The 14,310-nt window shown below is 63.3% G+C and carries 12 protein-coding genes; 5 read left to right on the top strand and 7 right to left on the bottom strand.

Annotated features, from left to right (window positions below; translation table 11 throughout):
• The first annotated feature begins 12 nt into the window (after positions 1 to 12).
• The gene (locus tag HMPREF2760_RS06355; protein ID WP_070596887.1) at positions 13 to 1,071 is read left to right on the top strand and encodes a ThiF family adenylyltransferase; all 1,059 of its coding nucleotides are present in this window, start codon (positions 13 to 15) and stop codon (positions 1,069 to 1,071) included.
• Here the strand turns inward: HMPREF2760_RS06355 and HMPREF2760_RS06350 are convergent.
• Entirely contained in the window at positions 1,068 to 3,257 is a 2,190-nt protein-coding gene (locus HMPREF2760_RS06350; RefSeq protein ID WP_070596886.1) for a YhgE/Pip domain-containing protein, read from the bottom strand. The two genes, HMPREF2760_RS06355 and HMPREF2760_RS06350, sit on opposite strands and share 4 nt — an antisense overlap.
• A gap of 332 nt (positions 3,258 to 3,589) precedes the next feature.
• On the opposite strand from HMPREF2760_RS06350, the gene HMPREF2760_RS06345 reads away from it, so the two are divergent.
• Positions 3,590 to 4,699: an HNH endonuclease signature motif containing protein gene (locus HMPREF2760_RS06345; RefSeq protein WP_070596885.1), complete on the top strand. Its 1,110-nt coding sequence runs from the start codon at positions 3,590 to 3,592 to the stop codon at positions 4,697 to 4,699.
• Positions 4,700 to 4,901: 202 nt separating this feature from the next.
• On the opposite strand, the gene HMPREF2760_RS06340 is transcribed toward HMPREF2760_RS06345, so the two are convergent.
• From HMPREF2760_RS06340 to rimM, 4 genes are read right to left on the bottom strand one after another with little or no spacing between them, the layout of a single operon-like run.
• Positions 4,902 to 7,205 carry a Tex family protein gene (locus tag HMPREF2760_RS06340; protein ID WP_070596884.1) on the bottom strand — a complete coding sequence of 768 codons (2,304 nt, stop codon included), beginning with the start codon at positions 7,203 to 7,205 and terminating at the stop codon, positions 4,902 to 4,904.
• 40 nt (positions 7,206 to 7,245) lie between these two features.
• Complete coding sequence (locus HMPREF2760_RS06335; protein ID WP_070596883.1) at positions 7,246 to 7,614, bottom strand: hypothetical protein; 369 nt, start codon at positions 7,612 to 7,614, stop codon at positions 7,246 to 7,248.
• A gap of 1 nt (position 7,615) precedes the next feature.
• Positions 7,616 to 8,458, bottom strand: a complete 843-nt coding sequence (trmD, locus tag HMPREF2760_RS06330) for a tRNA (guanosine(37)-N1)-methyltransferase TrmD (protein WP_070596882.1) — start codon at positions 8,456 to 8,458, stop codon at positions 7,616 to 7,618.
• Positions 8,455 to 8,955 (bottom strand): ribosome maturation factor RimM, encoded by a 501-nt coding sequence (rimM, locus tag HMPREF2760_RS06325; protein WP_070520019.1) that lies wholly within the window; start codon positions 8,953 to 8,955, stop codon positions 8,455 to 8,457. Before rimM ends, trmD begins: the two co-directional genes overlap by 4 nt.
• 33 nt (positions 8,956 to 8,988) lie before the next feature.
• Here rimM and HMPREF2760_RS06320 point away from each other — a divergent pair, with 33 nt between their 5' ends.
• Together HMPREF2760_RS06320 and HMPREF2760_RS06315 are read left to right on the top strand one after the other, a co-directional pair.
• The gene (locus HMPREF2760_RS06320; RefSeq protein ID WP_070520017.1) at positions 8,989 to 9,387 is read left to right on the top strand and encodes a cupin domain-containing protein; all 399 of its coding nucleotides are present in this window, start codon (positions 8,989 to 8,991) and stop codon (positions 9,385 to 9,387) included.
• A 23-nt stretch (positions 9,388 to 9,410) separates the two neighbouring features.
• Positions 9,411 to 10,079, top strand: coding sequence for a TetR/AcrR family transcriptional regulator (locus HMPREF2760_RS06315; RefSeq protein ID WP_070565535.1), 669 nt, complete (start codon positions 9,411 to 9,413; stop codon positions 10,077 to 10,079).
• A gap of 42 nt (positions 10,080 to 10,121) precedes the next feature.
• Here the strand turns inward: HMPREF2760_RS06315 and rpsP are convergent, their stop codons facing one another.
• Complete coding sequence (gene rpsP, locus HMPREF2760_RS06310; RefSeq protein ID WP_070520013.1) at positions 10,122 to 10,631, bottom strand: 30S ribosomal protein S16; 510 nt, start codon at positions 10,629 to 10,631, stop codon at positions 10,122 to 10,124.
• 294 nt (positions 10,632 to 10,925) lie between these two features.
• Here rpsP and HMPREF2760_RS06305 point away from each other — a divergent pair, with 294 nt between their 5' ends.
• Positions 10,926 to 13,187, top strand: a complete 2,262-nt coding sequence (locus tag HMPREF2760_RS06305) for an acyltransferase family protein (protein WP_070520011.1) — start codon at positions 10,926 to 10,928, stop codon at positions 13,185 to 13,187.
• Positions 13,188 to 13,196: 9 nt separating this feature from the next.
• Here the strand turns inward: HMPREF2760_RS06305 and HMPREF2760_RS06300 are convergent, their stop codons facing one another.
• Entirely contained in the window at positions 13,197 to 14,303 is a 1,107-nt protein-coding gene (locus HMPREF2760_RS06300; RefSeq protein ID WP_083299255.1) for a TIGR04053 family radical SAM/SPASM domain-containing protein, read from the bottom strand.
• Positions 14,304 to 14,310: the final 7 nt, after the last annotated feature.

Here is a 14,310-nt window from a genome sequence, read left to right as displayed (position 1 = left end):
AGGACTGCCATCATGCTCAGCAAAACCGAACGCGCCCGGACCGCGCGCCAACGCCTCCTGCCCGGCTTCGGCGACGTCGCCCAGGAGCGGCTTCATGCCGCGCACGTGCTTGTCGTCGGCGCCGGCGGGCTGGGCTGCCCGGCTATCCAACAGCTCACGGCGGCGGGCATCGGGCGCATCACTCTTATTGATTCCGATACCGTCGACATCAGCAACCTGCACAGGCAGGTGTTGTTTGGTGCGGGGGACGTCGGCAAGCCCAAGGCGGAAGTAGCCGCCGCGCGCGCCCGCGAGCTTTCCCCCGAGCTCACCATCACCGCGCTTAAGGAACGCCTCGATACCTCCAACGTCCTCGACCTGTGTTCCGAGGCCGACCTCGTCCTCGACGGTTCCGATACCTTCGGCACGAAATACCTCGTCGCCGATGCCTGCGAGCTCACCTCTACCCCGCTGGCCTGGGGTACCGTGCTGCGCTACGGCGGGCAAGCCGCGCTGTGGCACTCTGGGAGAGACTGCGCAGATGGGCGCGGGGTGGGCCTGCGCGACCTCTTCCCCGCCCCGCCCAGCGGCGAGGCGCTCGAGTGCTCGACAGCCGGGGTGCTGGGCGCGACGACATCGGTGATCGCAGGGCTCATGGCCACCGCGGCGGTCGCCATGCTCGGCGCACTCCCAGATCATCGGGACATGGTAGGGCGCGTAACCTCCTACGACGCGCTCCCCGGTAGCTTCCGCACACTACGGGTGGGCGCCGATCCCGACCGCCCCCTCGTTACTGCTCTACCGGCCCGGCACATCCTGCCGCCGGAACTTATTACCGGCCGCGCTGCCCTCCTCGATATCTCCGAGGACCCGAACTTTCCTCGTGCCACGGTGTCGCTGCCCTGGCACACCGTCACCGATGACGATTCCGTGCGCCGAGCGCTATCAGCCTGCGGCTCCGAATTGGTCTACGTGGCCTGCCCCTCCGGCGGGCGCAGCGCGGGCTTTGTCCTGCGCTACGCCGATCTCGCCGCGGACATGGGCATCGAGCTGCGCAACCTGCCCGGCGGGCTCGCAGCACACGATTTCTAGGCGCCGGCCACCGCCGGCCTGCGGAAGAGGTGCTCGTCGAGGATGCGCGCGGTGCCGTGGTGGCGGGCGCGGAACACCACGCAGGAGGCCACCAGTGCCAGGGCGGTCACGATGAACAGCACCGCGATTCCCGCCCAGAAGGTGCCATCGTGGATGCCGTCGGTGGCTCGGGTAAAGGCATTCTTTGCATAGGACATCGGGTGGAAAGGATGCAGCAAACTCAGCGGCCGCGGAATAGCTGCCACCGGCCACACGCCGCCGAAGACCATGACGCCTAAGGCAAAAGCACCGACTGCGAAGACAGCACCAATCTTGCGGCCGAAGGTTACGAGGAAGAACTGGTAGGTCGCCGCGCCGACGGCGGCAATCGCTGCGATGACGAGCAGCATCATCGGCCAGCTGGCGGGGCTCCAGCCCATGGTGGAGGACATCAGCCCCATGAACGCCAAGACCAGGAAGTTCAGGCCCGCCACCACGCCGAAGGCCGCGAGGATGCCGCGCACCGGGCTCGTCGCCGACTCGCCGCGGCGGCCCAGGTAATACGGCAGCGTCATCGCCAGGAGCAGCATAACAAGGAAGCCGAAGACCAACACGAAGAGCAAGGAAGCGCCGCCGGTGATGTTCTTCTCGGTCGGGTCAACCGGGCTGACCACCGTCTGTACAGGGTGGAGGTTAGAGGAGGTGAAGTTGATGGGCACGGCCATGTTCTGCGCCGACGTATCCGGCTGGGTAATGGAGGGGGCTTTGGCGGCGCCGTCGGCAAGCTTGGTGGCCAATTCATTGGAGCCGGCCTTGAGCTGGTCCATTCCATCCTTGAGCTCCGTGCCACCGGCGGCCAGCTGGCTCGTGCCATCCTTCAACGTGCCGGTTCCCTCATGCAGGCGGGATGCTCCGTCCTGCAGCTGGGCGGCACCGTTACTCAGCTCGCCAACTCCTGCCCGCAACTGCTGCGAGCCATCGGACAAGCGGTGCGCGCCGTCATTGAGCGCCATCATGCCGCCCAGGTACTCCGAATTGGGATCGGACAGGTTGTAGTAGAGCTGGCCGGTGCCGGCGGAGAGCTTCTCCAGTTGCGCCACCATGTTTCCGCTGGCGGCCGGGTCGAGCTTGGACACCAGGGAATAGAGTTGATCGGCTTGTTGGTGCATGCCGAGGCCGCGGAGGACGTCGACAAGCTGCAGCAGCGCCGGGGCCACAACCTGCGCCTGCTTGAGCACCGGGATGAGCATCCCGGTGAGCTGATTGACACCGCCATCGATCTGACCCGCGCCATCCGCCAGGCGGCCGGTGCCGGCGAGTAGTTTGTCGGAGCCGTCGGCAAGCTGGGCGGCGCCATCATCCAGCTGCGCCGCACCACCGCTCAAGCGCCCCACGCCCTCGTTGAGACGGGTCGTGCCGTCGAGCAGCTGACCAGTACCGTTGTTGAGATCGCCCGCGCCGGCGTCCAGCTTGGCAATTCCCTCGACCGCTCGCCCGCCGCCTTCCTGCAGCTTGCCCGCGCCCTCGTCGAGCCGGCCCGCGCCCTCAGCCGCGGTTCCCAGGCCATCGCTGAGTTTATTCAGTCCCTCGATGACCTGATCGGCATACTTCTTGGAAATCGCGTTCTCCACGCTGGTCTGCACCTGCGGGATGAGGCTGGAGGAAATCACCGAACCATTCGTGCCGTAGTAGTCATTGGTGGCGAAGTGAATCTCCGGCTTGACCGGCTTATCGCTAATGATGGTAACGGCCTGCTCGGAGAAATTCTTCGGGATGGTCACGACCATGAGGTACTTGCCCTTGAGCAGCCCCTCATCACCGTCCGCCTTGTTGACCTCGGCAAAGTTCAGGTACTGCGTCTCCATCAGGCCTTCCACGACCTGATCACCGTAGTTGGTGTAGGTGCCCTGCTTCTCGACGCCCGCATCCTCATTCACCACCGCCAAGTCAATGTTGCGCATGTACTTGGAGGGGTCCCACATGGCCCACATCATGGTGCCCGCGATGACGATAGGTGCTACGAGAAGGAAGACGATGAGCACGCGCGACAAGGTACTCGTGGGGCGCCAATCGAGGACGCGGTGCCATCCCATGGCCTCGCTGTCGTGGCCTGCCGCGTTTCGAGTAGCCGCGCTCCCCTCACTCACCGGGCCGGGCGAAGCGCTATTCGCGTCTGCTTCCCGGTTGGATTCAGCCTCACGGCTCATGTCCGCCTCCTTGACGTGATGATTCAGGTCCGCTTTTATTCGTTTATCAAGCCATTAAGGCTAGACACCCAAACGTGAGCGAGGCCACTAAGTCATTTGTTTCAACAAACATACCACCGATTAAGTTGGCATTGTGAACTTATAGCCATTCGTTCCGTTGTGCCGCGCTGCGCACCACCTGAGTTACATCACCCAGCACTCCCCTGTGACGGGCGAGCGAGTGCATTCGAATCGGGCTTTCATCCGGCAAGCCCCTGCCCTTTACAGCCTGTAGGCAGGGCGTTTTCTTCTCCGGTTGCGGGGCCGCGTGGCCTGTTTTAGGCTCTGTGCACATGGGGGATATTGAAACCTACATCCGCCTTCGCAACTCGGGGATTGCGCTGGTGGAAGCAGCAACCAGCACACCCGAAAGCTTGCGCGCACTTGGCGCCTCGCACGGCGATGCGGCGGAGCTGGCGTCGCTTCATGCCATCTATTTCGGCGAAACCCGCTTCACAGGCAAGCAACGCACAGCCCGCCAGGCGGCCCAACGCCAAGGCCACGACCTGGCCACACTGAGCCTGATTGAGTCCTACACCGCGAAGCTGAAGAAGCAGGTTGACGTCTGGAATTTGCGCGTCGCGCTCGCCTCCGTGCCCTCGGAACGGGTGCCTTCAGTGGCGGCGCAGCGAGTGAAGGAACTCAAACCGAAACGCGTGCCTTCACCAGGGGTGCGGCTGACTTACCGCAAGAATGGTCCATACTCGCTTACGGTTACTGATTCCGCGCTCAACATCTCCACCATGCGCAGCACCCTGGAATCCATTAACCCTACCGACCTCCTAGACGCCACCCGCCAGGTCTTCTTCAAGGAGGGCGTTGGCTCCCGTCCGGCGGTGGGAACAAACGTCGTGATAACACTCGACGAGCTTGACAAAATCATCCACCACGACGGCGACGACATCGAGCTCGAACTCACCAACGGCGGGCGCATGAGCGGCACAGAGTTTTTAACCTACAAATTCGCCGAGACTGGCTACGCCACTCTGGTCCACCCCACCATCGGCCCGGTGTGGCTGCACCGGCTTTCGCGCTTTGCCAGCCTCGAGCAGCGCATCATGGCCAGCGCGGAGCACCCCACCTGCGCGATCGAAGACTGCAACAAGCCAGCCGATTACTGCCAAGTCCACCACATCGTCCCCTGGCAAGCGGGCGGGGAAACCAATCCGCCCAACCTCACCATGCTGTGTGCCTACCACAACGGCATTAACGACGATGACCCCACCAGCCCGACCGGCAGAGGCTATGTCTTTCGGCTGAAGGGACCGGTTGATTACATCCCGCCCTGGGGAACGCCGATTACCGCGCAGCCGGCCTACCAAGAAGCGGTCAACCGGCTCGCGACAGCCGCACCCCCTTCCCAACCGCCGGATCCACCAAACGGTAGCCCACCTCCTGGGTAGCTCACTCCCTAGCACCGTGCCGCCCGACCAGCTCACCCACCTGGCTGGCTCACCTACTCCACGCGGAAGCCTCGCAGAACCGCAAGGCTTTCCGCGTCTTCAGCGATCCCTCAACAGAATCTCTTTCTGCGGGGCCATCGAATACGCCGTCCTCACAGAATGCTCTCCCGGAAAACTCGCGACCCCTCAACCGTTTGAACGGTTAGAAGCCGGCCTTCTTGAGGGCATCGGCCATCGAACCACCGCCGCCGCGGTCCGAGCGGCCACGCCCACCGTCGCGGCGGGAGTTGCGACGGTCGGAGCGGCCGCCGCGACCCTCGGAACGCCCACCGCCGTTGCGGCGCTTGGGGGCGGGCTGGCCGGGTTCGTCGTCAAGCCGCAGCGACAAGCCAATGCGCTGGCGCTCCACGTCTACCTCCATGACCTTCACCTTCACCACCTGGCCCGAGCGGACCACATCGTGCGGGTCGGAGACGAACTTGTGGCTCATCGCGGAGACATGGACGAGGCCATCCTGGTGCACGCCCACGTCGATGAACGCGCCAAAGGCCGCAACATTGGTCACGGTGCCCTCCAGAATCATCCCCGGCTTCAAGTCCGAGACCTTGTCCACACCTTCCTTGAAGGTAGCCGTCTTGAACTCCGGGCGCGGGTCACGGCCCGGCTTATCCAGCTCCGCGATGATATCCGTCACCGTCGGCACACCGAAGGTATCGTCAGCAAAGTCCGCCGGCGACAGCTTCGTCAACACTCGCGAATTGCCGATGAGCTCCGAAACCCCCAGACCGGTCTTCTCCGCAATGCGCGCCACCACCGGGTAGGCCTCCGGGTGCACTGCCGAAGCATCGAGCGGATCCTTGCCACCATTGATGCGCAAGAAGCCCGCGGACTGCTCAAAAGCCTTCGGGCCCAAGCGCGGCACCTTCTTCAGCTCCTTGCGCGAGGCAAACGTGCCGTTCTCATCGCGATATGCCACGATGTTGGCCGCAATCGTGGAATTCACGCCGGCCACGCGCTCCAGCAGCGGGGCGGACGCCGTATTCAGGTCCACGCCGACGCCGTTGACGGCATCTTCCACCACGCCATCGAGCGTGCGGGCGAGCGCGACCTGGTTGACGTCGTGCTGGTACTGCCCCACGCCAATCGCCTTCGGGTCAATCTTCACCAGCTCCGCCAGCGGGTCCTGGAGGCGGCGCGCGATCGAAACGGCGCCCCGCAGGGAGACGTCCATGTCAGGGAATTCATCGGCCGCCAACTGGGAGGCCGAATACACCGACGCGCCAGCCTCGGAGACCACCACCGGCGTGGGGCGAGCACCGCCGGCCTGCGCGATGAGGTCGGCGACCTCACCCGCCAGCTTCTCCGTCTCACGCGATGCGGTTCCGTTGCCGATCGCCATGAGGTCCACCGAATGGGCAGCGCTTAGCGACGCCAACTCCCTCACCGCCTCAGCCCACTTCTGCTGCGGCTGGTGCGGGTAGACAATCGTGGTGGCCAGGACCTTGCCCGTCGGGTCAACGACCGCGCACTTGACGCCATTGCGGTATCCCGGGTCTAGGCCCAGCGTCGCGCGCTGGCCGGCCGGGGCGGCCAGAAGAACGTCGCGCAGGTTTGTCGCGAAGACCTTGAGCGCGCCTTCCTCCGCCTTCTCTTTCAGGCGCATGCGCACGTCCAGACCGGAAGAGATGGAAAGCTTGGTGCGCCAGCCCCAGTGGACGGCGTCGGCAAGCCAGCGGGAGGTAGACACGTCCAGGTCGAAGCGGTCTGCGATCATGCCCTCGTACATGGCGTCATCGCCTGCGTCGAGGTTGAGGTGCAGCACGCCCTCGCTTTCGCCGCGCAGCAGCGCCAAAATGCGGTGCGAGGGGAGCTTCTCGAAAGGCTCGGAGAACTCGAAGTAGTCCTTGAACTTCGCGCCCTCGGTTTCCTTACCCTCGACCACGCCGGCGTTCATGGAACCGCTGGTGTACATGCGCTCGCGCACCTCGCCCACCAGATCCGCATCCAGTGCGAAGCGGTCCACCAGAATGGCGCGGGCGCCATCGAGGGCCTTCTTCGTTTCCTCGAAACCTTCGGTGAGATACTCCCCCGCCAGCTCGGCCGGGTCCGCCGAGGGGTCCTCGATGAGCTTGTCCGTCAGCGGCTCCAGTCCTGCCTCGCGCGCGATATCCGCCTTGGTCTTGCGGCGCTTCTTATACGGCAGGTACAGATCCTCCAGGCGCGCCTTGGTCTCGCAGCCCTGGATCAGTGCGCGCAGCTCATCGGTGAGCTTGCCCTGTTCCTCAATCGCGGCGAGCACCGTTTTCTTGCGCTCTTCCAGCTCGCGCAGGTACGTCGAGCGTTCCTCGATGATACGCAGCTGGGAGTCATCCAGCCCGCCGGTGGCTTCCTTGCGGTAACGGGCAATAAACGGGACGGTATTGCCCTCCGCCATGAGTTTCAGGGCGGCGTCAACGTGTGCTTCTTTGACGCCCAGCTCTCCGGCGATGGTGGCTGCGATATTCACAAAACCTCTTTTTGGTCGGGGACTAAAAGACCTTCCTACCCTATACCCCGCCCTGCCACGCGCAGGAAGTACCCAACCCAAACTCGGTGTGGCCGATTTCGGAGGTGCCGTACCACAGCGTGTGCGGCGGCAAGCAGTCCGCGACGGCCGCGGTGACTTTGGTCAACGGCAGCTCAGAGGAGCCGTTGACGATGACCCTCCACACGTGCTCACCCACCGGCGGCTGGCCGTGTTTATCCATGTACTCGTTGACCAGGATATTGTCGGGCTCGCAGGTAAAGGAGATGATCTCTGCGTTGATATCGAGCGGCTCGACGCCGCCTTCGCGCAAACGCTGCGGCATATCTTTGAGAATCTTGTCCCATTCGGCTTCGGTCATAAGTATTGACAAGTCAGTACTGATGTCCATCTCATTCCTCCTTCAAGGATTCCACGTATGCGCGGTCGGCATCGCTCAGGTCCGCCGCGTCCAGCAGCTCCGGGCGGCGCTTCCACGTCCGAGCCAGCGACTGCTCGCGACGCCACCGGTCCACCTTGGCATGATCCCCGGAAGTCAGTACATCCGGAACCGCCAGGCCGCGCCACTCGCGCGGTTTGGTATAACTCGGTCCTTCCAGCAAGCCATCGGAGAAAGAGTCCTCCTCGTGCGAGCGCCGGTTTCCCAACACCCCGGGGATAAGGCGTACGACGGCTTCAGCAATGACCAGCACGGCTACCTCGCCGCCGATGAGCACGTAGTCGCCGATGGACACCTCGCGCACGCGGTAGCGCTGCGCGGCATCCTCGACGACGCGCTGGTCGATGCCCTCGTAGCGTCCACACGCGAACACGATGTGTTCCTCGGTAGACCACGCCCGGGCATCGGCCTGAGTAAAGGGCGTTCCGGCGGGAGTCGGCACTATGAGCAGCGGCTTATCCGAATCCTGGCCTTCCCCGTAGGCACGCGCCTCGACGCCATGGATATCGTCGTGGCGCGGCTTGCTCAGGTGCGGCAGAGCGCTCTGAAGGTCCTGGGTGGAGGCGGTGCCGGAGGAGACGTCGTCAAGCGCCGGCCCCCACACCTCAGGCTTCATGACCATTCCTGGGCCGCCCCCGTAGGGTGAGTCATCGACGGATTTGTGCACGTCGGTGGCCCACTGGCGCAGATCATGCACCCCCACCGCGAGCTTTCCCTGCTCGATGGCCTTGCCCAGCAGCGCGTGGCGCAGCGGGTCGAGGTACTCCGGAAAAATGGTGAGAACGTCTATCCTCATAGGTCAAGCAACCCCTCCGGCGGGGTGATGGTGCAGGTCCCGGCCTCCAGATCGACTTCGGGCACGATCTGCTCAACGAAGGGGACCAACGCCTCTTTGCCATCGGTGAGCGTGACTTCCAGAAGGGACTGCGTGGGACCGTGCGTCACGCCGGTCACCTCGCCCACGTCTGAGCCGTCGAGAATGACGCGCAGGCCTTCCAGCTCGTGGTCGTAGAAGCCGTCATCCTCGGGATCATCCAAGGGTTCGGCGAAGAACTGGGTGCCGCGCAGGGAATCCGCGGCCGTGCGGTCTGGGATTTCCTCGAAGGTGATGAGCAGGCGCCCTTTATGAGCGCGCACCGCCGCGATGGTGAGCTCGTGTTCTTTCTTGCCTTGTTTGCCGTGGAGAACCTCGCCGACGGCGAAACGGGTCTCGGGGGAATCGGTGGTCACCTCGACGGAGACCTCGCCTTTAATGCCGTGGGATTTCACCACGCGACCAATGAGTAGTTCCATGACTGCTAGCTTAACGGGCTACGCTGGAGTGGCATGACTGAGCTTCCGATCAATGATGCAGCCACCTTTGGTGCCGCCACCCATGACAGCGCCGCGCTCACAACGCTAAATTTGCTCGATGAGGCCCCTAAGCCGGGCCCATCGCGCCCGAGACCAGCCGTTAAGCGAGTCCTCAGTGCCGACGGAGCGAACCTCATCCTCTTTTCATTCTTGCCCGGGCAGGTCCTGCCCGATCACAAAGCCGCGCACCCCATCACCGTCCAGGTGCTACAGGGCGCGGTGACTTTTAGTTGCGGAGATGAAGATTACGTGCTCGTTCCCGGGCGCATCGTACACCTTCCAGCGTATGTCCCACATGCGGTGTCCTGCAGCGATCAACCTGCGCTAATGCTGCTCACAATGTTGACGCCAAACACTGGCGTGAATGTCTAGACTTTTAGTATTATTCTTGGATTGTGAGTAGTTCTAAGCCTTACCACCATGGAAATTTGCATGAAGAGATCCTCCAGGAGGCCATCAAGCTCGGCCGGGAGGGTGGACCAGAGGCAGTAACGATTCGCGCGGCAACGCGCGCGGTCGGCGTTTCCCCCACCGCCGCGTACCGCCACTTCAAGGATCAGGCCGCGCTTCTCGACGCCGTCGCAGACGTCGCCACCTTCGAACTCATTACCAAGCTGAGTGAGGCCTTCGAGAATACCGAGGGAAGCATTGTCGACAAGATGATGGCGGCTGGCTTTGCCTACTACCACTATGCCTTGGAGGAGCAAAGCTTCTTTGAGTGCATGATGGCCACGAGCGGCTTTGACATCCCTGGTGCGCTGGCCGCCGCCGCAGAGGGACCGGGAGAGGATCCGCGGGTCCAGGCCACGTTCAACTTCTATGACTACATGGAGCAGTACGCACGCTACATTGGGCAGGAGCCTAACCGGCAATTCATGATGCAAAATTGTCTTGCTGGGTGGTCCACGGTGCACGGCTTTACGGTGTTGTGTTTGAGCGGCCACTTGGCATCAGTATCGGAAGAAGCGATGGAAAGGATTGCGCAGTCGGTCATCGCCTCCGCCATCCGCGGTTTGGATTTCGAGAACCCCTTGGAAGCACGCCCCGCTGCCCCGCAAAACTAGAAAATCCCCGCTGGTGCGGGGATTTTCTGTTAGGCGAGTAGTTTACTCTGCGGACTCCTCAGCGGAGTCAGCCTCGGCAGCCTCTTCCTCTGCCTTTGCAGCCTCAGCGGCAGCGGCTTCCTCTGCAGCCTTCTCAGCGGCAGCCTTTGCCTCAGCCTCTTCCTTGGCCTTGCGCTTCTTCTCGGTGATGGCCTCGATGGTCGGGCCGTTGTTGGCCTCAGCCAGAGCGGCGTTGAAGAGATCCAGCTTGGACGGCTTCGGCTCAGCAACCTTCAGGGTGCCCTCTGCGCCCGGCAGGCCCTTGAACTTCTGCCAGTCACCGGTCACCTTGAGCAGTGCGAGAACCGGCTCGGTCGGCTGCGCGCCGACACCCAGCCAGTACTGAGCGCGCTCGGAATCGATCTGGATCAGGGACGGCTCCTGCTTCGGCTGGTAGATACCGATGTTCTCGATAGCCTTGCCGGAGCGGCGGGTGCGTGCATCAGCAACAATGATGCGGTACTCAGCGTTGCGGATCTTACCCATACGCTGCAGCTTGATCTTAACGGCCATGATTGGCTCCTTTTCTAGTCACCGGGCAGTTCAGACACGCGCCGCTTGGTGGCGCGCCGGTTCAACCCTTGGATTTATCCTGCGTGTGACATGCCGGCCGTCCGTGGGCGGTACCGGCGTTACGCAGAAATGAAGTTTTAGGTGTCCTCCATGCTGCACATGGACAACCCCAATGATTTTAGCGGTACGCACGCAAAATAGGAAATCCCCCCTACCGCTTGCATGGTTAGGCCTTACCCCGCGAAAGGGGTAGCCTGTAATGCGGTTATTTCGCTGCCACACAAACCTCTTTTTATGAATAAACAAGCCCCATCTACATTCCGCTACCGCTACGACCTCGATGGCCTCCGCGGCATCGCGATCGCTTTGGTTGTTTTATACCACGTCTTCGTCGGTCGTGTTTCCGGTGGCGTCGATGTCTTCCTCCTCCTGTCCGGGTACTTCTTCCTGGGCTCGCAGCTGCGCTATGCCGCGCGGCCGAACGCCTCCCTGAACCCGTGGTGGCCCATCTGGCGCACGCTGCGCAGGTTGGCACCTGCCCTCGTGCTCGTCATCGGTGTGAGCTATGTGCTTGTTCGGATATTTACCCCGAAGCTCATGAACACCGAGCTCACCAAGCAGATCACGGCGACAGTCTTTTACTACCAAAACTGGGAGCTAGCACGGCAAAACGCCGACTACGCTGCCGCCTCCGCAACCACGTCGCCGCTGCAGCACATGTGGTCCATGGCGGTCCAGGGGCAGTTCTATCTCATGGGCATCTTTTTTGCCCTGGGCCTGGCCGCTTTTATGCGGTTGCGCCCGAAGAAGTCGGGGCTTAAGGCGCAGCGCTTCCCCTCCGTAAATTCTATCGCCGGCCCGATCCTCCTCGTGATCACCGTCGCCTCTTTTGCCTACGCCTCGCGCGACGGTCTCTACGGGACCCCTGAGAATTACTACTCCACGTGGTCTCGCGCGTGGGAGCTAACCCTGGGCGCGGTTCTCGTCATCTACGGCTCGCGCCTAAAGATGCCGCAGCATTTGTCCAACGTCGCCACCGCCCTCGGCCTAGCCGCCCTGGCTGGCACCGGCATGCTCATCTCCGACAGCTTGGCTTTCCCGGGCCCGCTGTCACTTCTGCCCATCGGCGGCGCGGTGCTCATCATTATTGGTTCCGGTGGTTCCTTCTCGCGGGTACTGACGGTTCGCCCTTCCCGCTGGCTCGGTGATATCGCCTACCCGCTCTACCTGTGGCACTGGCCGCTCCTCATCATCTCCACCGCCGCGCTCGGCTTTGAAACCCCGCCATGGTGGCTCGGTGCCATCATCATCGCGGTGTCGCTGGGCTTGGCGGATGTGACGCACAGATTCGTCGAGAAGCCCCTGCGCCAGCACCGCAAGCGCCCGCTTGCCGACGACCTCCCCGTCCACCGCGGCCTCGCCGACCTCCGCACCCGCACTGGTGCCCTCCGCGGCGTCGGTGGAGTTGTCGTCGCGGCGTGCACCGTTGCGCTCGTGGCCGTTCAGCCGCTGTGGCAGCGCAGCCTCCAGGAGGCAAACCAAGAGATTCTTGATCCGCAGCTCTACCCTGGGGCAACGACCTTCGTGGAGAACATCACCCCGCCTGAGAACGTGGAGATTAAGCCAGATCCGATTCTCGCGCGCGGCATCCAGCCACCGGTTGCCGATAACTGGTGCTTCATTCCAGAGCAGGAGCCGTCGGACTATTTCATCGAGACGCAGAAGGACGGCGTAACGCCGTGTGTCTTCGGCGACGTCAACTCCGACGTTGAGGTCTACTTGGTGGGCGGTTCGCACGCGGAGCAGTATTCCTCAGCCCTGGATCACTTGGGCCGCGAGATGGGATTCAAGCTGGTGCCGCTCACCCGCGTGGGTTGCCCCATCGAGTTGGGCGATGAGCTCAGCGTCAAGCCATCTTGCGCCGAGTGGAGCAAGGAAGTGGTCAAGCGCATCATCGACGCGGACCCAGCCCTCGTGGTGTCGAATTCGACGCGCCCCGGGCAGGCCCTAGGCCACGGCCCGGACGCCGTCCCGCCGGGATATCAGGCCTTCTGGGACGAACTGGCCAAGCACGATATTCCTTTCCTCGGTTTCCGCGATAATCCGTGGGGATTCGACGAGCACGGCAATGGCCGCCAGTTTGATGAGTGCTACGTGGCCACCCAGGATTCCCTCGGGTGCGGTATGCGCTTCGAGGAGGTTTATGCGCCCTACGATCCGGGCGCAGAGGTCCTCTCCCAGTACAAGAACATGCTGGCCGTAGACACCTCGAAGTGGTTCTGCGATGCCAACGGCGATTGCCCGGTCATCATCGGCAATATCATGGTGTATCGCGATATGCACCACTTCACCACGGCATTCGCGGATTCGGCCATCCCGCTCATCCGTGAAGCGATCACCCCGTTCCTCAATGGCGAGACCGTCCAACAGCAGCCCCCGGAAACCGCCACGTCTACCTCCACGACGAAGGCGGGCCCAGCACCGTCCACCCCGGCGGCGCCGACTCCCGCCAACCCGGTCCCCTACCCTGCCTTCCCTGCGGGCGAGGCCATCTAGTAGCCGCCGCTAGCGCAGGGCTTCGGGCACGTAGGCGCAGGTGGGGTCCGACGCGAGCGGGTCGCCCGTCATGGCAAAAGCCGTGGACCGCGAGCCGCCACACACAGAAGCAAACTCACACACGGAGCACTTGCCGCTCCACGCGTTGGGATCCCTAAGCTTCTTAAACACTGGCGAGTTGGCGTAGATGTCCGGCAGTAGGTGACTCTTGACGTTGCCGCAGTGCAGCGGCAGGAAGCCGTTTGGATAGACGTCCCCCACGTGGTCGATGAAGACAAAGCCGGAACCCGCGTTGATGGCCATCGGCGGCCGCGGGCGGCGCGTGTGAGGATCGGGGCCCAAAATCCGCTCGGTCTCCGCGGTAAGGAAGCGGTACAGTTCGCCGCCCTCGTACTTCTCTCCCCGCTGGGCTTGCAGGACGATGCGCCGATATTGCGGCCCCTCCGTGGTCTTAATGGCAATCCGCGTGGACACGCTGTGCAGCCACTGCATCGCGTCCTCGCGCTCCTGCGGGGTCAGCGCCTCCAAGCCCGTACCGCGGCCGGTGGGTACGAGGAAGAACACACTCCAGAGCTTGGCACCCATCTCGATAACCCGCTCCAACAGCTGCGGGGCCTCATGGACGTTGTTCTTCGTGATGGTGGAGTTGATTTGGAGGCGGAAGCCCACGTCGGTGACCACGCTGGCCATCTCAATCGTGCGGTCGAAGATGCCGGAGAAGCCGCGGAAGTAGTCGTGGGTTGCAGCGCTCGCGCCGTCGAGAGACAGCGACAGCGCGGCCCCTCCCGCCGCGCGCAGGCCCTCGAGGCGCTCGCGCGTCAAACGGGGCGTGACCGACGGCGAAAGCGACACGTTGAGTCCCAGGGACGTGCCGTAGGCGGTGAGCTCTTCCAGGTCGCCGCGCTCAAACGGATCCCCTCCCGTGAGCACCACGAGCGGGCGTGGCTTGTCGTAGCTGGCCAGGGAATCCAGCAGCGCCTTGCCTTCGGCGGTAGTGAGCTGGCCCGGTGCGGGGTCGTGCTGGGCGTCGGCCCGGCAGTGCTGGCACACCAGCTGGCAGGCACGGGTGACCTCCCAGATGGCGATGAACGGTTTGGTAGTGATGTCGTGGCGCATCTGGCGC

Origin of the sequence: Corynebacterium sp. HMSC065D07 (assembly GCF_001810695.1) — a bacterium.
In the GTDB taxonomy this organism is placed as follows: Bacteria; Actinomycetota; Actinomycetes; order Mycobacteriales; family Mycobacteriaceae; genus Corynebacterium; species Corynebacterium hesseae.
The sequence above is the reverse complement of the archived record's forward strand: the minus strand, read 5'-3'. Positions and strand labels throughout refer to the sequence as shown.